The sequence below is a fragment of the Flavobacterium esculini genome (assembly GCF_048284325.1).
Taxonomy (GTDB): domain Bacteria; phylum Bacteroidota; class Bacteroidia; order Flavobacteriales; family Flavobacteriaceae; genus Flavobacterium.
The window spans coordinates 1-22,117 of sequence record NZ_JBLVPI010000024.1 but is presented as its reverse complement, the minus strand read 5'-3'; the positions used below and the strand labels follow the sequence as shown (position 1 = coordinate 22,117).

Annotated in this window: 21 protein-coding genes; 15 read left to right on the top strand and 6 right to left on the bottom strand. The window is 33.8% G+C overall.

From position 1 onward, the window contains the following. Positions 1-58: 58 nt before the first annotated feature. Positions 59-817, bottom strand: a complete 759-nt coding sequence (gene yaaA / locus ACNQGG_RS16450) for a peroxide stress protein YaaA (protein WP_417965803.1) — start codon at positions 815-817, stop codon at positions 59-61. A 174-nt stretch (positions 818-991) separates the two neighbouring features. Here yaaA and ACNQGG_RS16445 point away from each other — a divergent pair, with 174 nt between their 5' ends. The 4 genes from ACNQGG_RS16445 (at position 992) to ACNQGG_RS16430 (ending at position 4,564) form a co-directional block, all read left to right on the top strand. Continuing rightward, entirely contained in the window at positions 992-1,519 is a 528-nt protein-coding gene (locus tag ACNQGG_RS16445) for a GNAT family N-acetyltransferase (RefSeq protein ID WP_417965801.1), read from the top strand. A gap of 2 nt (positions 1,520-1,521) precedes the next feature. Further along, a complete protein-coding gene (locus ACNQGG_RS16440) occupies positions 1,522-2,790 on the top strand; it encodes an MFS transporter (protein WP_417965798.1) in 1,269 nt (422 codons plus the stop codon). Positions 2,791-2,870: 80 nt separating this feature from the next. Beyond that, on the top strand, positions 2,871-4,121 hold the full coding sequence (locus tag ACNQGG_RS16435; protein ID WP_417965795.1) for an ATP-binding cassette domain-containing protein: 1,251 nt from the start codon (positions 2,871-2,873) through the stop codon (positions 4,119-4,121). A 62-nt stretch (positions 4,122-4,183) separates the two neighbouring features. Further along, complete coding sequence (locus ACNQGG_RS16430) at positions 4,184-4,564, top strand: iron chaperone (RefSeq protein WP_417965794.1); 381 nt, start codon at positions 4,184-4,186, stop codon at positions 4,562-4,564. Between the two features lie 20 nt (positions 4,565-4,584). On the opposite strand, the gene ACNQGG_RS16425 is transcribed toward ACNQGG_RS16430, so the two are convergent. Further along, positions 4,585-6,117, bottom strand: a complete 1,533-nt coding sequence (locus ACNQGG_RS16425; protein WP_417965792.1) for a SulP family inorganic anion transporter — start codon at positions 6,115-6,117, stop codon at positions 4,585-4,587. A 243-nt stretch (positions 6,118-6,360) separates the two neighbouring features. Here ACNQGG_RS16425 and ACNQGG_RS16420 point away from each other — a divergent pair, with 243 nt between their 5' ends. The 5 genes from ACNQGG_RS16420 (at position 6,361) to ACNQGG_RS16400 (ending at position 13,690) form a co-directional block, all read left to right on the top strand. Beyond that, positions 6,361-7,782, top strand: a complete 1,422-nt coding sequence (locus tag ACNQGG_RS16420; RefSeq protein ID WP_417965790.1) for an adenosine deaminase — start codon at positions 6,361-6,363, stop codon at positions 7,780-7,782. Between the two features lie 226 nt (positions 7,783-8,008). Beyond that, positions 8,009-8,800, top strand: a complete 792-nt coding sequence (locus tag ACNQGG_RS16415; protein WP_417965788.1) for a transglutaminase-like domain-containing protein — start codon at positions 8,009-8,011, stop codon at positions 8,798-8,800. Between the two features lie 725 nt (positions 8,801-9,525). Then, a complete protein-coding gene (locus ACNQGG_RS16410) occupies positions 9,526-12,228 on the top strand; it encodes a PAS domain-containing protein (RefSeq protein WP_417965786.1) in 2,703 nt (900 codons plus the stop codon). 15 nt (positions 12,229-12,243) lie between these two features. Continuing rightward, positions 12,244-12,678 (top strand): response regulator, encoded by a 435-nt coding sequence (locus tag ACNQGG_RS16405; protein WP_417965784.1) that lies wholly within the window; start codon positions 12,244-12,246, stop codon positions 12,676-12,678. A gap of 13 nt (positions 12,679-12,691) precedes the next feature. Further along, the gene (locus tag ACNQGG_RS16400) at positions 12,692-13,690 is read left to right on the top strand and encodes a PAS domain-containing protein (RefSeq protein WP_417965782.1); all 999 of its coding nucleotides are present in this window, start codon (positions 12,692-12,694) and stop codon (positions 13,688-13,690) included. 202 nt (positions 13,691-13,892) lie between these two features. Here the strand turns inward: ACNQGG_RS16400 and ACNQGG_RS16395 are convergent, their stop codons facing one another. Further along, positions 13,893-14,939, bottom strand: a complete 1,047-nt coding sequence (locus ACNQGG_RS16395; protein WP_417965780.1) for an RluA family pseudouridine synthase — start codon at positions 14,937-14,939, stop codon at positions 13,893-13,895. After that, positions 14,929-15,552, bottom strand: a complete 624-nt coding sequence (locus ACNQGG_RS16390; RefSeq protein WP_417965778.1) for a PASTA domain-containing protein — start codon at positions 15,550-15,552, stop codon at positions 14,929-14,931. Before ACNQGG_RS16390 ends, ACNQGG_RS16395 begins: the two co-directional genes overlap by 11 nt. A 119-nt stretch (positions 15,553-15,671) precedes the next feature. On the opposite strand from ACNQGG_RS16390, the gene ACNQGG_RS16385 reads away from it, so the two are divergent. The 4 genes from ACNQGG_RS16385 (at position 15,672) to ACNQGG_RS16370 (ending at position 18,375) form a co-directional block, all read left to right on the top strand. Further along, entirely contained in the window at positions 15,672-16,652 is a 981-nt protein-coding gene (locus ACNQGG_RS16385) for a D-alanine--D-alanine ligase (protein ID WP_417965776.1), read from the top strand. 3 nt (positions 16,653-16,655) lie between these two features. Beyond that, on the top strand, positions 16,656-17,258 hold the full coding sequence (locus ACNQGG_RS16380; RefSeq protein ID WP_417965774.1) for a zinc ribbon domain-containing protein: 603 nt from the start codon (positions 16,656-16,658) through the stop codon (positions 17,256-17,258). Continuing rightward, on the top strand, positions 17,259-17,714 hold the full coding sequence (gene coaD, locus ACNQGG_RS16375; RefSeq protein WP_417965772.1) for a pantetheine-phosphate adenylyltransferase: 456 nt from the start codon (positions 17,259-17,261) through the stop codon (positions 17,712-17,714). It begins immediately after the preceding gene. A gap of 82 nt (positions 17,715-17,796) precedes the next feature. After that, positions 17,797-18,375, top strand: coding sequence for a PhnA domain-containing protein (locus tag ACNQGG_RS16370; RefSeq protein ID WP_417965770.1), 579 nt, complete (start codon positions 17,797-17,799; stop codon positions 18,373-18,375). Positions 18,376-18,564: 189 nt separating this feature from the next. On the opposite strand, the gene ACNQGG_RS16365 is transcribed toward ACNQGG_RS16370, so the two are convergent. Both ACNQGG_RS16365 and ACNQGG_RS16360 read right to left on the bottom strand, forming a co-directional pair. After that, positions 18,565-19,911, bottom strand: coding sequence for a DEAD/DEAH box helicase (locus ACNQGG_RS16365; RefSeq protein WP_417965769.1), 1,347 nt, complete (start codon positions 19,909-19,911; stop codon positions 18,565-18,567). A gap of 362 nt (positions 19,912-20,273) precedes the next feature. Further along, on the bottom strand, positions 20,274-20,879 hold the full coding sequence (locus ACNQGG_RS16360) for an NUDIX hydrolase (RefSeq protein ID WP_416849666.1): 606 nt from the start codon (positions 20,877-20,879) through the stop codon (positions 20,274-20,276). A 7-nt stretch (positions 20,880-20,886) separates the two neighbouring features. Between ACNQGG_RS16360 and pyrE the strand changes: the two genes are divergently transcribed. Further along, positions 20,887-21,534, top strand: coding sequence for an orotate phosphoribosyltransferase (gene pyrE, locus ACNQGG_RS16355; protein WP_417965766.1), 648 nt, complete (start codon positions 20,887-20,889; stop codon positions 21,532-21,534). A gap of 29 nt (positions 21,535-21,563) precedes the next feature. Next, entirely contained in the window at positions 21,564-21,956 is a 393-nt protein-coding gene (locus tag ACNQGG_RS16350; RefSeq protein WP_417965764.1) for an SRPBCC family protein, read from the top strand. Positions 21,957-22,117: the final 161 nt, after the last annotated feature.

The following is a 22,117-nucleotide window of genomic DNA, read 5'->3' as shown; positions in this document are numbered from 1 at the left end:
TTTAAGAGGTTTAAAACTTCTGCAATCAAAAATCGTTAATCAGCAATCTGAAATCATTTTATCGAGTGAATACCAAATGATTTCCTTTTGATAAATTAGCATCAAATTGATACCCTTCATAATTGAATCCTTTTAAATCATCAATTGTTTTCGCATTGCTATCAATGATATAGCGGACCATCATTCCCCTAGCCTTTTTGGCAAAGAAACTGATTATTTTTAGTTTTCCATTTTTATAATCTTTGAACTCCGGAGTAATTACGGGAACTTTCAAGGCTTTGACATCAATCACCGAAAAATATTCGGTACTGGCTAAATTGATAAACAATTCTCCTTTTTTAAGTTCTTTATTCAATGCTTTTGTAACCGTTGCTTTCCAAAATTCATATAAATTTTTGCTATCCCCAATAGGCAGTTTTGTTCCCATTTCCAACCGATACGCTTGTATTAAATCCAATGGTTTCAACAAGCCATACAAACCGGATAATATTCTCAAACTATCTTGTAACGTTTCCAATTTTTCTATTGGAATCGAATAGGCATCCAATCCGGTATATACATCTCCATCAAAAGTAAAAACTGCAGGACGGGCATTTTCTGTATTAAAAGGTGTTTTCCATTCTTGGTTACGTTTCCAGTTTAAATCAGCGAGTTTGTCCGAAATACTCATTAAATCAGACAACTGAGCAGGCTTTTTTTCTTTTAAAACTTTATGAACTTGTCGTGATTCTTTTAGAAACTGGACATCTGTGTGAAGTGGAGTGGGCAACTCTTTTTCAAAATTTAAGGATTTGGCCGGTGATATAACAATTTTCATACACTATACTCTTTCAAGTTCTTTTATTAATTGTTCCAAAAGTACAAATTGAAAACAACAAAGTAAGAATCTATGAATTGATTTGTTTAATAGTATAATAGAAAATGAAAATTGTTACCCAAAATTTTTGTGTATTTTTGAGTTTTGAAAAAAACCAATTGACCATTTACTATTATGAATCCAATAGAAATTAAAAAAGCCACACTATCTGATCTTGAAACAATACAAAAGATAGGTACCCAAACTTTTATGGAAACTTTTGCAGCGGTAAATACACCCCAAAATATTGCTAATTATGTAAGCGAAAGTTTTAATTCAGAACAATTAACTTCTGAATTAAACAATGCAAATTCCCATTTTTATCTGGCCACTTCAGGCAACGAAATACTTGGTTATTTGAAAATAAATTTTGGCGATGCCCAAACCGAAACCATTAATAAAAATGCTTTGGAAGTACATCGAATTTATGTTTCACAAGCATTTCACGGAAAGAATGTAGGTCAGTTATTGATTGATAAGGTAAAAAAAATTGGACAAGAAACTGGTGTTGATTACATTTGGCTTGGTGTCTGGGAAGAAAATCACAGAGCGCTAAAATTCTATTCAAAAAATGGTTTTGTCGAATTTGACAAACATGTTTTCATATTAGGAAATGAAGAACAAACCGATTTATTGATGCAACTTGTACTAAATCAAGAATAGTAATGAGCAGCAATCAATCCCTTGAAATTAATAAACCAACCCGTATTCTTAATGCCGCAGTAATTTTGGCAGCACTGGGTTATTTTGTAGATATTTATGATTTACTACTTTTTGGTATTGTCCGTACCGATAGTTTAAAAGACCTTGGAGTTACTGGAGATGCGATTCGAAACCAAGGGGAATATTTGATTAGCATGCAAATGTTCGGGATGCTCTTTGGTGGTATTCTTTGGGGAATTTTAGGCGATAAAAAAGGACGGATTTCCGTTTTATTTGGTTCCATCTTAATTTATTCTGTAGCGAATATTGCCAATGGAATGGTAACTACTGTTGATGGTTATGCCTTTTGGAGATTGATTGCAGGAATTGGTCTTGCAGGTGAATTAGGTGCCGGAATAACGCTGGTTGCAGAATCCTTACCGAAAGAAAAACGAGGGTATGGAACTATGATTGTCGCTTCGGTGGGCGTTTCCGGAGCTGTAGCTGCTTATTTAGTCTATCAAATTTTTCAGGATTGGCGTTTGTGTTACTATGCCGGAGGTGTTTTGGGAATTCTTTTACTCTTTCTAAGAATCAGCATTACCGAATCCGGGATGTTCAAGAAAGTACACGAAAGCGAAGAAAAGAAAGGGGATTTCTTGTCTTTATTCACGGATAAAAAACGATTTTCAAAGTATTTTCAATGCATCCTTATAGGAGTTCCCTTGTGGTTTTTAGTTGGGGTTCTCATTACTTTTTCTCCTGAATTTGCCAAAGCACTTGGCGTTCAGGGTTTCGAAACTATTGCTGCGGGAAAAGCGATTGCTTTTTGTTATGCCGGATTAGTTTTTGGGGATATTGCCAGCGGTTTGTTAAGCCAGTGGCTAAAAAGCCGAAAAACAATAATGCGCTTATTTTTGATATTTAATCTCATTATGGTTTTTGTGTATTTGAATGCTTTCGGAATTACAGCTTCCACTTTCTACATACTTTGTTTTATTATGGGATTCTCTGTAGGTTATTGGGTTATATTTGTAACTATTGCTGCGGAGCAATTTGGAACTAATATTCGGGCAACAGTAACGACAACCGTTCCTAATTTTGTTCGGGGTTCCCTTCCATTAATCATCTTAATTTATGGCTTTTTCAGAGACCACCTTTTCGATGGTAATATTCTCAATGCAGGCATGATTGTAGGATCAATTCTATCGGTGACATCAATTTTAGCACTTGGAAAATTAAAAGAAACGTTTCATACTGATTTGAATTATACTGAAAGTAATGTTATATAAAAGCTATAAAAGTTGTGTTTGGAAAAGTATACGTTTAATTTTGCCCATGCATCTTAGCATCTCAAATTACTTATTTTAAAATGTACAAAAATACACATTGGAACATTCTTTTATCGAATCAGGTAAACAAAAAAGTCTTTATTGAAACCTTGATTTCAGGGGAAGCCAAGGGAGAATTAACAACTTTTAATGATCTGAAAGGAATTCTTTTTTCTGATATTTCCATCGAAAAATTCATCGAAAAAGAAAATAGATATGATAGTGTAGAAGCCGCTACGGAATCAAACCGAAAATTACGAACTTTTTCTTCCGGTGAACAAAAAAAGGAGTTTTTACGCTATTGTGTCAATCAAAATCCAGATTACATCATTTTTGATAATCCTTTTGATCACTTAGATCAGCCCTCTCGAGTTACATTGGCCGATTCACTCGAGAAATTATCAGCTTCGGTTCGCATTATACAATTGGTCAATCGCGCTACAGATTTACTTCCTTTCATTCAAAACAAAGGGCATATAATCGATAATTCTTTTGCTTTAAACAAAATCAATGCAACTGAAACAAATCAAAAAGCAATAGTAAAGCCTGAAATCCCTAAATCATTAAAACCTTTTGATTATCACGAAAGTGTTCTTATAAAAATGAATGGAATTTCCGTGAGTTATGAGGATCGAAAAATTGTAGACAGAATATCCTGGACGATTAAACAAGGGGAATTTTGGCAACTCATTGGCCCAAACGGTTCTGGAAAAAGCACCCTCTTATCCATGATTACAGGAGATAATCCAAAAGGATATGGACAAGAATTATATCTTTTTGGCAGAAAAAAAGGAAGCGGTGAAAGTGTTTGGGAAATCAAGAAACAAATTGGTATTTTCTCGACGGCAATGATGGAATTATTCCAAAGAAATAATAGTTTAGAACAAATGATTTTGTCTGGCTTTTTTGATACTATCGGATTATACACTGAGCCAACCACTTTACAGAAACAAATTGTAGCCCAATGGCTTGAGGTAATTCAGATGAGTCATCTAAAAAACAAAATATTCAGTCAACTCTCCCTTGGTCAACAAAGAGTGGCGCTGATTGTTCGCGCCGTACTGAAACACCCGCCATTAGTCATTCTAGACGAACCTGTGGAGGGTTTAGATGATGAAAATGTAGCCTTGGTGATACAACTCATTAATATGTTGATGCTAGAAACTAAAATGACTATTTTATATGTTTCTCATCGCATTGAACCGATGCTCGCTCCTACTTCTGTTTTTGAATTAATCCCAACGCCAACAGGATCTATTGGTAAAATAAAATTTCATTCAGACCCGAATTAAAATAGCGCATACTAATTTTTTTACCAATTGATTTTTTCTTTAATTTAAATGATAAAAATCGTATGAATAAATCTACTGATACTAACAGCATTGCTATTGACAAATACCTGGAATCACTTCCCGAGCAGCAGAGAATTGTGCTTAAAAAACTAAGACAAACCATAAAAGAAATTGTTCCCGAAGCCCAAGAAGTAATTAGTTACCAAATGCCTGCATACAAATACCACGGAATGTTAGTGGGTTTTGCAGCTTTTAAAAATCATTGCAGTTTTTTTCCTTGGAACTCAAAAACAGTTGAACAATTCAAAGAAGAACTAAACGATTTTAGTGTATCAAAAGGAACCATCCGTTTTACACCTGAAAAACCAATCCCCGATACTCTTTTAAAAAAAATTATTGAGGCGAGAGTAAATGACAATTTAAGTAAATCCAAAAAAAAATAGAAATTAAGAAATCATAGAAATTATTCACTAACCACTTTATAGGTTGGGTCTTCAATAATATTCACTTCAATGACTTTATCAGCATTTTTCAATAGCTGACGACAATCGGGACTTAAATGACGCAGATAAACTGTTTTATTCAGTTTAGCATACCGCTCCGTGATTTTGTTCACGGCATCAATAGCACTCATATCCGTAATTTTACTTTCTTTAAAATCAATAATTACCTCACTTGGATCATTTGAAACATCAAATTTTTCAGCAAATACTGCTGTAGATGCAAAAAATAAAGGTCCATATATTTCATAATGCTTCACTCCTTTTTCGTCAATATATTTCTTGGCACGAATTCTTTTGGCACTTTCCCAAGCAAAAACCAAAGCAGAAATAATAACTCCAAATAAAACGGCCAAAGCCAAATTATGCAATAAAATAGTAATTAACGCCACAACCACGCCAACAAAAATATCATGTTTGGGCATTTTATTGATGATGCGGAAACTAGCCCATTCAAATGTTCCAATAGCAACCATAATCATGACGCCAACCAAAGCAGCCATGGGTAATTGCTCAATTATTGGGGCACCAAATAAAATAATAATCAATATTGTAAAAGCAGCAATAATTCCTGATAAGCGGGCTCTGGAACCTGCGGAAAGGTTCACCAACGTTTGCGCAATCATAGGACAACCACCCATCCCGAAGAAAAAACCATTTAGGATATTTGCACTTCCTTGCGCAATACATTCTCGATTTCCGTTTCCTTTCGTTTCGGTAATTTCATCCACTAAATTCAAAGTCAATAAACCTTCCGTTAATCCTACTGATGCCATAATTAGAGCATAAGGGAATATGAGTTGTAAAGTTTCGAAATTTATTGGAATATTAGGAATGTGAAATGGCGGAAAACCTCCACTTACTGAAGCAATATCACTGACTGTTTTGGTTTCGATACCAAAGAAAAAAACCAAAGTAAAAACAACTATAATTGCTACTAATGAGGCCGGAACAACTTTAGTGATTTTTGGAAAAAACAATACAATTGCAATTGTCAAAGCTACCAAACCCAGCATAATAAACATGGGACTTCCAGAAAGCCATTGAATTTGACCATTGACAACAGTTTTGAATTGTTCCAATTGTGACATGAAAATAACTACCGCTAATCCATTAACAAACCCAAACATTACCGGTTGTGGTACCAAGCGTATGAACTTGCCCAGTTTAAAAGCACCAACTAAAATTTGCAAAATCCCCGCCAAAGCAACTGCTGCAAAAACATATTCTAAACCGTTTGATTTCATTAAAGCGATTAAAACAATCACAGTTGCTCCTGCTCCTCCGGAAACCATACCAGGTCTCCCTCCAAATACCGCAGTTACCAAACCCATAATAAAAGCGGCATACAAACCTGTCAAAGGCGGAAAACCTGCCAGTATAGCAAAAGACAACGATTCAGGAATCATGGTCATGGCAACCGTTAAACCCGCTAAAATTTCTGTTTTATAATTGACTTTTAAAGTGAAATCGAAAAAATTAAAATACTGTTTCATTTTTTATGTAGCTATTTGAGAAAAAACAACATTTCGAAAAAGTAAAAATTTCAAAAAGAAGTCAATAAAACAATACGCAATTGGGAAAATTAAGATTAAAAATAATAGTAAAAGAGGCAATAATCCTCTTTTTAACAAGAGTTGTAAAAGTAAAAATTTTTAGTCGTTGCACAAACAGAAAATGGAATTGCTTAAATTTGGCAAAAAACAGATCACAACTGTTTTTTTAGAAAAAATCATACTATGAAATTACTTTATACTTTACTTTTTTCAATACTAATGAATATTGGTTATTCCCAATCAACCAATGACTATTTTGAAAAAATTAGAAATAATGAAGCTCAATTAACCGCTTTCTTTTCTCTAATGCCAAAAGGAGGCGATTTACACCACCACTATTCCGGATCGATTTATGCGGAACCTTTATTGGAACATGCTGTTTCAGAAGATTTTTATCTGAATATCGAAACGATGGAAGTTCAAAAAGAAAAACCTTCTACAGGAAACTGGGAACAATTTTCAGCATTGAAAAGCCGTGGACAATTAAATGTGTACAAGCAAAAAATCATGCAAAAATGGTCTGTAAAAGATTATAATCAGGTGGATTATCCATCGGACAAGTTATTTTTTGAATCGTTTATGAAATTTGAACCAGCAATCAGAGGTAATTTTGGACAAGGAATATTGGAACTAAAAAACAGAGCTATTACAGAAAACGTAAGTTATATTGAAACGCAATTAGCTACGATTCCTTGTGCTATGAATACTGATGATTTGACCCAATTCAATACCCGATTGAGACAATTGGCAAAAGTAAAAGATGAAAAAGCGGTAACGAAATTGCTGGATTCTGTTTACAATGCTTTGCTGCAAAAGGATGCCGCGTCGTATGCCAATGACTTTAATACTAAATTTGTAGCCAAACTGCATACCGACCTTAAAATTGATGATGCCCGTTTCACGATGCGCTATCAAAATTTTGTATTGCGTTTTATGGAACCCGTAGATTTATTTAAAAATCTGGTAATTGCTTTTATCTCGGCTGATAGCAGTTCGCTTATGGCCGGAGTAAACATTGTTTCTCCGGAAGATGGCGAAACATCAATGAAAGATTATTGGTTGCACATGGTCATGTTTAAATATTGTCATTCCCGGTATCCAAATGTAAAATACACGCTACATGCAGGTGAACTTACTCTTGGTTTAGTGCAACCAGAAGACCTGACTTGGCACATTAATGCTGCGGTATATATTGCTGGGGCAAATCGTATTGGTCATGGTGTGGACATGGCATATGAGCAAAATTCTTATGAGTTATTGCAATATATGGCTAAGAAAACAATTCCTATCGAAATAAATCTAGTGAGTAATGAATTTATTTTGAAAGTAAAAGAAAACCGCCATCCATTGCCATTGTACAAAGAATTTGGTGTTCCTATTGTCATAAGTACGGATGATGCTGGAATATTAAGAACTAATATGACAGAGCAATATGTACTTTTAGCCAAAAGATACAAAGACATAACGTACGCTGATATTAAACAGTTTGTCTACAACAGTATTAATTATAGTTTTATAAAAGATACTTCCGTAAAAAAACAATTGCTTAAAAATCTCGACTCCCGATTCAAAACTTTCGAAGCAAATTTTCCTTTAAAAAAATAATTTTTAGAACTTGTAAGAAATCATGTAAAAAAATAAAATCAAAAAAATCCACTTGGGGCTTTTTTTATTACAGTTCAGCGGTTAAACAGAAAAAATATTTTTTAAATAGTAAATTTTACTATATTTGACCTACCTACTTAACTACTAAACACTTACAATTAAAAAATTATTTTACACATACCATTTCTTTATTTTAATTGTTTAAAACAGGATAAATTATTGAATAATGAGTAGATCTTTAATTTGGTATTTAAGAAGGCATCCCTTACTATACAAAATACGATTTAGATTACTATCTAAAAACGCATCTGTTGATCGTGTAGAAAATTTTTGCTACAACAACATTAATAAAACAGCCGATATTCCTGAAATCTATTTTGAGTTAAATCCTTTAATTTTCGAAAAAACAAAAGGCCCGTTAAGTGATATAGACAAAGCAAAAAAAATAGCTATTTGGCTTAGAAATAACATAAAAGGCGGACCGGGATTAGGGAAATCATCCACCTTGGCATTAAAAAAAATGATTAGCGGCGAAGGCGGTGTTTGTAGTGATTTTTCGCAAGTATTCAATAATTTTTGTGTGATAAATGATTTAAAAGTTAAAGAATGGGGATTGAAGATTCAATCAAATGATCCTTCCATTAAAGGCGGACATGCCTTTAATGAAATTTATTCCAAAGAATTTCAAAAATGGATTTTAATCGATGTCGCTAAATCAATACTTTTTCATCCCATCAACCCTACGATTCCATCGTCAGTTTTTGATTTGATTCAATCAAAAAAAGAAAATAAAGAAATCTATTTTTCGAGTTTTAACGAAAAAAACACATTGGATCGTAAAAGAATAAATGCTTTATATTTAACTTCAAATTCATACCCTTTTGTAATCACCAATTATTGCAATAAAACATACGATTCCTATTTAAACAAACTAAACTTTCTTCCGGAACCCATGATTCATGGATTACTATTTTTTCTTGGAAAGAGTTATGTTTTTGAGTTTCCAGAATATAAATAAATTTCCAAAACATAAATTTTGATTACATTTGGGAATACCCATTTATTTATAATTTCTTATGGTAATTGCAAGACCCATTTTTAGAATTTATAAGATGTAGCTATTATTTATCAATTAGCTTAAAACTACCTAAGCCGTTTTAATAAAGAAGCTATTATGAGAACAAAACATAAGCTGCTATTTAATAGACAAAATATAATAATTTTTATCAATTTTATTCCTGTTCTATAAGGAAAAAATTACATCCCTAACCCCTGAGAAATACCCCTTCCTTTATTTCTTTTAAAATTGTAAAGCTTTTCGAGTTAAAATAAGATTAAAAAAAAATATTTTTTTTGTGCTTTTACATAAATATTTTCTTAAATTGGCATTATAAAAAACTAACATTTAGATATTTAATCCAGAAAAATGTAGCCGTAACTTTAATTGTCAGCATCCCGATTGTTAGCAGACAAAAAAATACCATAGCGACAAAATGTCAAAATATTCAGTTAGAATAAACATATTGATTTTAATTAAAAATAATTACAATCAACGTGTTATAATAATATTTAAATGAATCAATCGATTTAAAAAAATATCTTTAAATATAAAAAAACAGACAAAAAACAATCCTATTATATTTACTCAATACGTTTAAATAAATGGCAACATATAAAACTATCTAATATAAGCTTCATCACAAAACACAATTTACATTCTCTTTAATAAAAATAAGAAGTAATATGAATAAACAGTATAGCTTAAAATCAAAAATTCTGGCAATAGCGATATCCTCCATAGGGATTATAGTATTAATAGGATGGCTATTGAATATTCCTGTGGTAAAGAGTTTGGTGCCAGGTGTTGTTTCTATGAAAGTGAACACTGCTTTATGTTTTATACTGAGTGGATTTACTTTATGTATCTTAAATGACGAAAAGCAAAATTTTTTTAAAAGAATGTGTTCCATTGTTTTTCCTTCCATAATGATTCTTGTAGGACTGCTAACTTTTATTGAATACCTCTTTGAAATTAATTTTGGAATAGATGAGTTTTTATTTAAAGAAGAAGCTACAGCGACAGCAACATCTCATCCGGGACGAATGGCACCTATAACTGCTATTTGTTTTGTTTTATCAGGAATATCTTTATTGCTTCTTTACAAAAAGAAAGCCTTTCAAATATTTCAATTACTGAGTCTATCTGTTTTTGCCCTCACATTATTAACATTAATTGGATACGCCTATGCAGTAAATGATTTTCAGGGAGGAATAGCAAGTTACACTAAAATGGCTATTCATACATCAGTAGCATTTATCTTCCTGTCCGTTGGAATGCTATTTTCAAAATCCGATAAAGGTATTATGTCTATTTTTACAAACAATGGTATAGCGGGGATTACCACAAGAAAGCTATTACCGGTTATCATTTTCACTCCTCTTATTTTGGGTTGGTTTAGATTGATAGGACAGCAAGCAGGATACTATAGTACGGAACTTGGAGTGGCACTTTTCTCATTTACTACTATTTTAATATTTGTGGTCGTAGTTTTTGGGATTTCCAGAACTCTTTTAGCAATTGACAAGAAACGAAAAGAAGCCGAAGAACAATTAAACGAATACAGACATTTCTTTAACATCAACCATGACCTTTGTGGTATTGCGAACACGGAGGGTTATTTTGAGTACATTAATGCTAACTTTACTAAGACATTAGGATACACAGAAAAAGAATTTTGCGAGACAGCATTTATTGAATTAATCCATCCCGATGATATTCCCGCTACAGTTCAGGAATATGAAAAATTGAAATTAGGTGCATTGGTAATAAATTTTGTTAACCGCTACCGCAAAAAAGACGGCAGCTATATATATCTCGACTGGAATGCAACCCCAAACCCTGCAACCCAAAAACTTTATTGTGTTGCCCGTGACATCACCAAGCGCAAAAAAACGGAAGAACAACTGCTAATAGCGAATAAAGAAATGGAAAATTATATTCTGCAATTAGCGGAAAGCGAGGAAAAATTCAGAGTAGTTTTAGATTCTGCTCATATAGGGGCGTGGGATTTAAATTTAGTCAAAGACACCGCTTGGCGTTCCTTATTACATGACCAAATTTTCGGTTATGAAGATCTTTTACCGGAATGGGGCTATAACATTTTTATAAAACATGTAATTCCTGAAGATAGGGAATATGTTGAGAAGCGATTCGAAGAAGCATATTCTCAAGGCAAATTCAGTCTGGAATGCCGCATTAAAAGAGTAAACGATAATACCATTCGGTGGATTTCAGCGGAAGGCCTTGCGTATAAGAACGAAAAAGGAGAACTAACCAAAATGATGGGAATAGTTATTGACATTACTGATCGTAAAAATTCAGAACATCAATTGGAAGTTATTACGACAAATCTAAAAGAAGCCCAAACACTGGCAAAAGTTGGTAATTGGGATAGTAATTTAATTACCAATACCTATACTTGGTCTGATGAAGCTTTTAAAATTTTAGATTTTGACCCAAGTATAACAACACCATCACTAGATACTTATTTTTCTAGTATACACCCAAATGATTTGGATTTTGTGAAAGAAAAAATAAATGAAGCTTTCACAACCTTAAAAGGAAATACCTACAATCATCGGATAAGACGAAAAGACGATACAATCATTCATGTTCTTTCTCAAAGTAATATAGATTTTGATGAAAATAATAAACCAAAACGTTTTTTTGGGATTGTTCAGGATATAACAGAAATAAAAAATGCCGAAGAAAAACTAATTGAAATAAATAAAGAATTAGAGTCTTTTTCGTATTCTATTTCTCATGACTTACGTGCCCCACTGCGTGCTATCAATGGTTATGCACAAATACTCAATGAAGATTATAGACAAAAGTTAGATCAGGAAGGAATGCGCATCCTTACAACAATAACATCCAATGCCACAAAAATGGGCACGCTTATAGACGATCTGCTTGCTTTTTCCCGTCTTGGACGAAAAGAGATGCAGAAAACAGAAGTCGATATGAATCAATTAATCAAAAGTGTAATAAATGAAACAAATAAATCAATACTATACAGGGCCAAAATTGATACAACACATCTTCATAAAGTGAAAGCGGATTATAATTTACTTCACCAAGTAATGTTCAATCTTGTTTCGAATGCTATTAAATACTCTTCAAAGGGAGAAAATCCTACAGTGAAAATTTCTTCAGAAGAGCTGAACGGTGAAATTATATTTTCAGTAAACGATAACGGTGTAGGTTTCGACATGCAATATTCCGACAAATTGTTTGGAGTATTCCAGCGCCTGCACACAGATGAAGAGTTTGAAGGAACAGGAGTGGGTCTGGCAATTGTTCAACGGATTATCACCAAACATGGAGGGAAAGTTTGGGCAGAAGGAATAGTAGACAATGGAGCAACATTTTATTTTTCATTATAAAAAAACTAAAACAACATGAACAGCTTACAAATTCTTTTAGTCGAAGACAACATGAACGATGCCGAATTAACCATTCGAGCGCTGAAAAAAAACAATCTGGCAAACGAGTTAATCCATCTTAAAGACGGAGCGGAAGCATTAGACTTTATCTTTGCACAAGGCAAATATTTAGAACGAAAAATGAGTGAGTTACCAAATGTAATTGTATTGGATTTGAAAATGCCGAAAGTAAATGGTATTGAAGTATTGAGGAGAATAAAATCAGACGAGCGCACAAAAAGAATTCCTGTTGTTATGCTCACCTCTTCTAAAGAGGATCCAGATATTCAGGAATGCTATAACTTGGGCGTCAACAGTTATGTGGTGAAGCCCGTGGAGTTTGAACATTTCGTTAAAGCGGTAAGTAATTTAGGACTATACTGGATGATTTTAAACCAACCACCACAATAAAACTACTACAAATATGAGCACTCCATTAAAAATATTAATTCTTGAAGATAATAAAAATGATGCCGATTTGCTTCAACGTGAACTAAAGAAATCTGGATTTATTTTTACTGCGGAAATTGTTGAAACGCGTAAAGCATATGAAAATGCGCTAGATAACTTTAAACCCGATATTATATTATCCGATTATCACCTTCCTTCATTTGATGGAGCCACCGCTTTTCTTATTAAGAAAAAAAAGTGTCCTACTATTCCGTTTATCATTGTTTCTGGCGCTATTGGCGAAGAAAATGCAGTAGAACTCATTAAAAATGGCGTTACCGATTATACAATAAAGGACAGATTATTTACGCTGCCCCAAAAAATAACCCGCTCACTGAAAGAGGCTAAAGAAAAGAAAGAAAATAGAGAAGCTAATGAACGTTTCAGTCTCGCCACCTGTGCTTCTAATGATATCATTTATGAATGGAAAATAAATGAGGGCGCTGTTTGGAGAAATGATGCCTACTACAATTTATTGGGGATTAAAAAAGAGAAGGAATGGCTAGACCTCGCAAGCTGGTCAAATTCCATTCATCCTGATGACCATGCCAGTGTTACGAAAAGTCTTACCGATTTTTTTGAAAGCAAAGAAATTTTTTGGTCCAGCGAATATCGTTTTTTGGGTAATAAAGGAAAAGTTTATTATTTTACAGATAGGGGTTATTTACTCCGTGACCAAAATGGAAAACCTTTCAGAATGATTGGGGCGGTGGCTGATATTACCAACCTAAAAAATCACATAATCCAGCTCAAAGAAATGCTTTTTATGACTTCGCATAGAGTAAGAGTGCCCATTGCAAATATTCTGGGTCTGTCAGATACACTTGATGAGTCAATAACAGATCCAATGGAATTAAAAAAAATAGTTGAATTTATAAAACTTTCTGCTATTAATCTGGAAGAATTTACTCATGAGCTAAATCATTTTATTCAAAACTCAAAAGACCAAGCAGAAAATAAAATCCAAATATAGCAAGGATTTACAAAAGATGAAAAATAAGCAAATATAAACCAATATTTTCCTTAGCTGGCAGAAAATCCGGGTCTTTCCTATTTTAATTTCTTCTTCATTCAAACCCAACTCCGCAAAAGTACGTTTATGCACTTCGCAAATATCGCTCAATATTTACGCTCACTACAAGATAAAACCACAAAAAAATTGGGAATTTTACATTTTAGTCTTCTTCATCTTCCTCTGTGCTATGGGATTTTGAATAGCCACGCCATTTTTCTATACAATTCTGAAAATCCTGTGGGAGTTCTGTATCAAAACGCATCATCTCTCCAGTTACAGGATGAACAAAGCCCAAGGTTTTGGCATGTAATGCTTGTCTTGGTAATGCTTTGAAACAGTTTTCTATAAATTGCTTGTATTTGGTAAACGTAGTTCCTTTTAGAATCAAATGACCGCCATAACGCTCGTCATTAAAAAGTGGATGTCCTATGTGTTTTAAATGCGCTCTAATTTGATGTGTTCTTCCTGTTTCCAACTGGCACGAAATCAACGTCACGTAACCAAAACGCTCCAACACTTTATAATGTGTCACAGCAGGTTTCCCTATTTCCGGATCAGCAAAAACTGCCATTTGCATGCGATCTTTCAGGTGACGCGCCAAGTTTCCTTCAATCGTCCCTTGTTCTTCAACTACATTTCCCCAAACCAAAGCAACATATTCTCTTTCGGAAGTTTTTGCTTCAAATTGCTTGGCAAGATGTGTCATAGCTGCTTCAGTTTTGGCAATAACCAATAAACCTGAAGTGTCTTTATCAATTCTATGCACAAGGCCCGGACGCTCGCTACTATTCATTGGCAAATTATCAAAATGATAAGCTAAAGCATGCACCAAAGTTCCTGTATAATTCCCGTGACCGGGATGCACCACCATTCCTGGTAATTTATTTATCAATAACAATGCCTCATCTTCATAAACAATATCAAGCGGAATATTCTCCGGATTAATATGGTTTTCATAAGGCGGATGCGTAAGCATAACACGAACCACATCATTGGCTTTAACTTTGTAATTTGACTTCACTGTGGCGTCGTTTACAAAAATATTCCCTTCGGTTGCAGCGGTCTGTATTTTATTCCGAGTTGCATTTTGAATCAAACCCATCAAATATTTATCAATCCGCAAAGGCGCTTGCCCTTTAGGAACTTCAAATCTGAAATGTTCAAATAACTCTTCTTCTAAATCTATTATATCAATATTATTGTTCATCTGCTGGTGTTGGTTCTAACTGTGTTGCAAGACTGTCTACTGCGGCACTTTCCTCTTCATAACTCATTTTTCCGTCTCCTAAAACCAAATCAATTTTGGATGATTTCAATACTCTGTCCCCTACTTTCAGGTTTCTGCCTTTGTAACGCATTTCCAGTACCATATCTTTTCCAAGATTTGGAACATAAGTAATAGTTCCCTCTTCAAGGCCTAAAGCTTTCAATGTTGGTACCGCTTCACGATATGTTTTTTCAATTAAATCAGGAATTCGCACAGACGAAAATCCCGAAGCGTTAATTTTGATATACACCTTTCTACCTACTTTTACTTTCGTTCCTGGCAATGGATCTTGCTCCACTACACTAAACTTAGGGAAATCATTTCTAAAATCCACACTGTCCAAAAGCACATAGTCTAAATCCAATTCATCCAACTTATCCTCCACTTGTTCTTCGGTGAGCTTGCGTAAATCCGGAACAGCAATTTCATGACCATGATCTGTAGTAAACGTCAACCAATGCATAAACAAATAGCCCAAAACAGCAATAATGGCAAGAGCAATTAATACTTGCCCAAAAAAGACACGGCTTGTAAGGTACTTACGTAAAGTCATAAATTTATTTTTATATGCGGCAAAGATAAAGCTATTTCGTTTCAAAAAAAATGATAATTTTGTTTAGAATACGTTTAATCGGTTAATCGATTAAACGTTTAACCGATTAAACGTATAAAATGAAAAACATTGCCATCATCATGGGCGGATATTCCAGTGAGTATAAAATCTCACTTATCAGCGGAAACGTCGTACATCAATTTCTTGATAAAACTAAATACAACGGATTCCGAATCCATATTTTCAAAGAAAAATGGGTTTATGTTGATGCTAATGATGCCGAATTCCCTATCGATAAAAATGATTTTTCTGTAACAATAAACGAAACTAAAATCTCTTTCGATTGCGTTTTCAATGCCATTCACGGAACTCCGGGCGAAGATGGATTAATGCAAGCTTATTTCGAATTGTTACAAATTCCACAAACATCCTGTGATTATTACCAAGCAGCTTTAACGTTCAACAAACGTGATTTATTGTCGGTTTTAAAACCATACGGAATAAAAACTGCTATTTCCTATTACCTAAACAAAGGTGACATAATAAATACTGAAGAAATTGTAACTAAAGTAGGTTTACCTTGTTTTGTAAAACCAAATAAAGCGGGTTCCAGTTTTGGAATTTCAAAAGTTAAAACTACCGCCGAATTGCCAATCGCAATAGAAATGGCATACGAAGAAGATAATGAAATCATAATAGAGAGTTTCCTTGACGGAACTGAAGTTTCTGTAGGTGTTATCAATTACAAAGGAACCGTAACCGTTTTACCAATAACCGAAATCGTTTCTGATAATGATTTCTTTGATTATGAAGCCAAATATCTTGGTAAATCACAGGAAATTACGCCAGCGAGAATCTCGGATGAAATGACACAAAAAGTCAGCGAAATAGCCAAACGCGCTTATGATGTCCTAAAAATGAAAGGTTTCTCCAGAAGCGAATTCATCATTGTAGATGATGAACCACATATGCTGGAAATGAACACTATTCCGGGATTAACAACAGAAAGTTTGATTCCGCAACAAGCCAAAGCCGCCGGGATTTCATTGGAAGATTTATTTACAAATGCGATAGAATTAGCGTTAGAAAATAAGCAATAATTTATGATGGTTTTAGTTGGAACTCGGGATTCAAATATAAAAAATGGAACAATTTTAAATGAAAAATGTCCTAAATGTGAAACCGAAAGCACTTTATATTTTAGCATTTATAGAAGATATACCCATATTACTTTAATTCCCCTATTTCCAACTGGAAAATCTGTTTATATCAAATGTAGTCATTGCAAAGAAAACTTTAACTATGAGGATTTACCTAAAAACATTCAACTAAGACTAAGAAATGTAAAATTAGACCGTTCAATTTGGATGTTTTTAGGTTCAATTATTTTAGCATTATTCATTATTTTCACACTCAATAATTATTTTGATAAAAAAGATGAAACTAATGTTTTAATAAAAAATCCTATTGAAGGAGATATCTATAATTTAAAATTTTCAAATGGTTATTATTCGACAATGCGTATTGATAAAGTAACTAGAGATAGTGTTTATGTAACTAAAAATGAATACAATGCGTACATGCCATACGAAGTTGATGAAATCAACAAACCTGAAAATTATACCAATAGAAAAGTAAATTATTCAAAAAAAGATTTATTAAATCTTCATCAAAAAGAGGAAATATTTTCAATAACAAGAAACTAAATGAGAAAAGCCATATTCCCAGGATCATTTGACCCAATCACTTTAGGTCATGAAGATATCATTAAAAGAAGTATTCCTTTATTTGATGAAATCGTAATTGCCATTGGTGTCAATGCCGAAAAAAAATACATGTTTTCACTCGAAGAAAGAAAACGATTTATCGAAGAAACATTCAAGAACGAACCTAAGATTTCGGTGATTACCTATGAAGGTTTAACGATTGATTTGTGTCATAAAATAAAAGCCGATTTTATACTTCGTGGTTTGCGTAATCCCGCTGATTTCGAATTTGAAAAAGCTATTGCCCACACCAATCGCCGTTTATCAAAAATAGAAACCGTGTTTTTATTAACTGCAGCACGTACTTCGTATATCAGCTCCAGTATTGTGAGAGATGTAATCCGTAATGGAGGACAATACGAAATGCTGGTTCCTGTTGCAGTAAGAGTCAAATAGTAACTCCGATAATCAAAAAATATAAATTTGTAAAAAGCGCTATTTTAGCCATATTTTCGCCAAAAAATAAAAGCCATTAGACATGAGTATAGAAAGAGAATTAAATAAGCGTAGCGGATCGAAATGTGAACTTTGTGGTACAACTGAAAACTTAAAAGTATATCAAGTTTTACCTACCAAAAAAGGTGGACTTGACGAAAGTATTATGGCTTGTAGCACGTGTATCGACCAAATCGAAAATCCAGATAACGTAGATTTAAATCATTGGAGATGTTTGAATGACAGTATGTGGAGCGAACACATAGCGGTACAAGTGGTTGCGTGGAGAATGTTAAGCCGTATGCATGCAGCGGGATGGCCTCAAGAATTATTAGACCAAATGTATTTAGACGAGGATACTTTGGCATGGGCGCAAGCTACAGGTGAAGGGGAAGACGATGAAAATAAAGTAATTCACCGTGACAGTAACGGAGTGATCTTAGAGCATGGAGATTCAGTAGTTTTAATCAAAGATTTGAAAGTAAAAGGTTCAAGTATGGTGGCTAAACAAGGAACTGCAGTTCGCAACATTAGACTAGACCATGAAAATGCAGAATATATTGAAGGAAAAGTTGATGGTCAGCAGATTGTAATCATTACGCAATATGTGAAAAAGATATAATATTTATAGTTTTAAGTCCCGAAGCTTCTGGGTCATTCGCAGTCGCAGTTTTCAGTCTCTGAAGTTGAAAAAAATTGCTTTTCACTATTTCGCTTTTTAGCTGATTCAAATAAAAAAATCGTTAACAGTAAAATATTTTACTGTTAACGATTTTTTTTTAAACTGAAAACTGCGACTGAATACTGAAAACTATTCCTCTTCTTTCTTAATCACTTTTCGGGCCACTTCAATTTTAAACTTTTTGCCTTTCATTTTTTCATCTTTAATGGCGTGCAATAAATCTTTTACTTTATTGAATTTCACTGCCGCAAAAGAGATAAAATCTTTCACTTCGATCAATCCTAAATCCCCTTTTTCTAATTTTCCTTTTTGAGAAAAGAAACCCACGATGTCAATTTTATTCAGTTTATTTTTCTTTCCACCGCTGATGTAAATCGTTTGGAATTCAGGCGGTTTTGGCAATGAAGTCGAGTTTTCGATTTTTAAAGCTTCCATACCATAATCGATATAATCCATTTTTTTCTCACTTTCATGAGCAATGATATACGCCGTTCCAGAAGCCAACATACGTGCTGTACGACCGTTTCTATGGGTAAATTCGTCTTCTTTGGCTGGCAAATGATAATGAATTACATGATTCATTTCGGGGATATCAAGTCCACGAGCAGCTAAATCGGTTGTGATTAAATAACTCACACTTCCATTTCTAAACTGAATTAAAGCGCGTTCTCTTTCATCCTGATCCATTCCGCCATGATAGTAAGTGGCGTAAATTCCTTTTTCGTTCAACGTATCACTAATGCGTTCCGCAGCATCACGATGGTTGCAAAAGACAATTGCCGATTGTGATTTCAACGAACAAATCAAATTAAACAAACTGCCTATTTTGTCTTTTTCCTTAGAAACGACCATTTTCATGGAAAGATTTGTTTCTTCAACGTTTTCTGGAATGAAGTCCAAAATTGTTGGATTTACGACTCTTGTATATCTTGGAATCTCAATATCGGAAGTGGCCGAAACCAAAACACGTTTGTTCAGTTTAGTTAGTTTTCCAATGATAAATGACATTTGCTCATGGAAACCCAATTGCAATGATTTGTCAAATTCATCCAGAATCAACGTTTGGATTTTATCCACTCGAAAAGTTCCTCTGTCAATATGATCTGCAATTCTTCCCGGCGTTCCTATTAAAACTGCAGGTGGATTGCTTAAATTCTTAATTTCGGTATCAATGGAATGTCCGCCGTAGCACACATTTACTTTGTAATCGGTTCCCATTTTTTTCCAAACTTGTTCAATCTGTAACCCTAATTCACGAGATGGAACTAGAATTAAACATTGAACAGATTGAATTTCGGGTTGTAACATTTCTAAAATAGGCAACAAAAAAGCCAGTGTTTTTCCAGAACCTGTTGGAGAAAGCAATAAAACATTATTATCATTCAGGATAGCATCTTGTGCTACTATCTGCATTTCATTAAGGCTTTCGATACCTAAATTCAAAAGTATATTGTTGGAATGGTGTTTCTTATTCATTTTGCAAAGGTAATTAAAAAATGAAGGGACAGTTCGCGAACTGTCCGTACTAAAGTAAAAAATATTCAGTTTTTAGTATTCAGTCGTCTGGAAACAGTTTAGCCGAAGAGAATCCCAGAGTTTCAGAAGCGGTTTCAAGATACTAATTTGATAAATAAGTAAAACGAAAAAATAATCTACTGTAGATTCCAGCTAAAAACTGATCCCGAAGCGTCGGGACTGGACACTGCTGCCCGCGTGAAGGATAGAAGCTAAGCACCATGTGCTGCGGATAGCCTGACAGCAGTAAAAAAAGGGGCTAATCAGTATAATGTTGATTAGCCCCTTTTTATTACTGGTGACACGCCCAAAATAGCAATAATCTATGAATGAAGACTCTTTTCTTCTTCAAACAATAATTTAATATTCTCGTAAGAATTTTTTAAAGCTTCCTTAATTTGTTCCGGATTCATCCAGGCTACTTTTTCGATTCCTTCTTCTAATTGTCCTTGAGGAGTACCTTCAAAATCAGATTGCATTTCGAACCAATGTGTGATTTTTAATTTATATTTTCCATTGCGTCTGAAAATATGATACGTTTTTTGAAGTTTATGGGAAATTGTCAATCCATTTACGCCAGTTTCCTCCTCTACTTCACGCATGGCTGTGGCTTCAATTTCCTCTCCTTTTTCGATTCCGCCTTTAGGTAAATCCCATTTTCCGTTTCTAAAAATGAACAAAACCTCCCCTTTTTTATTGTAAACTAAGCCTCCTCCGGCTTTGTTTACAGGAATTTTTGCTTTCAAAGTCTTCATGATCTCCCTTTCGTCAGGGTGATATAGGTAGGCTTTTTGAATTTTATTTTGAAATATTTTTACTATAAGTTGCTCTATGTCAATACTTTCTAATAAAAAAAGTTGAAAATCAGTCTCCTTGGAGATGTGATTTGTCAAAAAAAGTGGTTTGTCGTTAACAAAAACTTTATACATTTGTACTATGATTTTTAATAAAGAAACAGCCGAAAAAACAGCCGAATTGCTTTTGCAAATAAATGCAATTAAATTGAATCCAGGAAATCCTTTTACATGGGCTTCTGGATGGAAATCTCCTATCTATTGTGATAACCGATTAATACTCTCATTTCCAGCCATAAGAAATTATGTTCGGGATGAGTTTGCCAAAAATATTGAAAAACAATTTGGCAAACCAGATGTTATTGCCGGAGTTGCCACAGGAGCAATAGGAATTGGAATGCTTGTTGCAGAGAGTTTAGGGTTACCATTTGTATATGTTCGCCCGGAAGCAAAAAAACACGGAAGATTAAACCAAGTAGAAGGTTTTTTACAAAAAGGACAAAATGTTGTCGTTGTAGAAGATTTGATCAGTACTGGAAACAGTAGTCTACTTGCCGTTGAAGCTTTGCGTGCAGCCGGAGCAAACATAAAAGGTATGGCCGCTATATTTACCTATGGTTTTGATGTTGCTGACCAGAATTTCAAAGATGCAAATATTGATTTGTTTACCCTGAGTAATTATCCGAATTTATTGAATTTAGCTGTAGCCAAAAAATATATTACTGAAGAAGAGGAACAAACCCTGAGAGAGTGGAACGTGAGTCCTTCAACTTGGAATATTGAAGTTTAAAAAATTTAAAAATACAAATCCACGAAACTATGAACTTACAAAGTCCAAAAGTTACTGTTCCAAAATCAGCCCAAGAATTATTTGATTTATTGAGTGATGTCAAAAATTTCGAAAAATTGATGCCGGAAAGTATTGCTAAATTTGAAATTATTGGTGACGATGCATTTATTTTTGGATTGAAAGGCATGCCGGAAATAAAATTAAAAATGAAAGAAAAAGTAGCGCCAAACAAAATTGTTCTGGGGGCTGCAAGTGATAAACTTCCCTTTACTTTAATCGCAAATATTGATACTATTTCGGACAGTTCAAGTGATGTACAACTTGATTTTGAAGGAGATTTTAATCCTATGATGGCTATGATGATAAAAGGTCCTATTGGAAAATTTATCGAAACATTGGCTTTGAATATGAATAAGTTATAACGCTAAAAAAAAATCTTTTTAAAATAAGAAAACCGTCTAAAATGAACTGCCCCCAAATAATTAGACATTATCTGGGGGTATTTTTATGGAAAGAAAAGTCAGTTACAATTATGAATTTAAACTTCGCTGTGTAAATGAAGTTTTAAAAAATCGTCAATCAC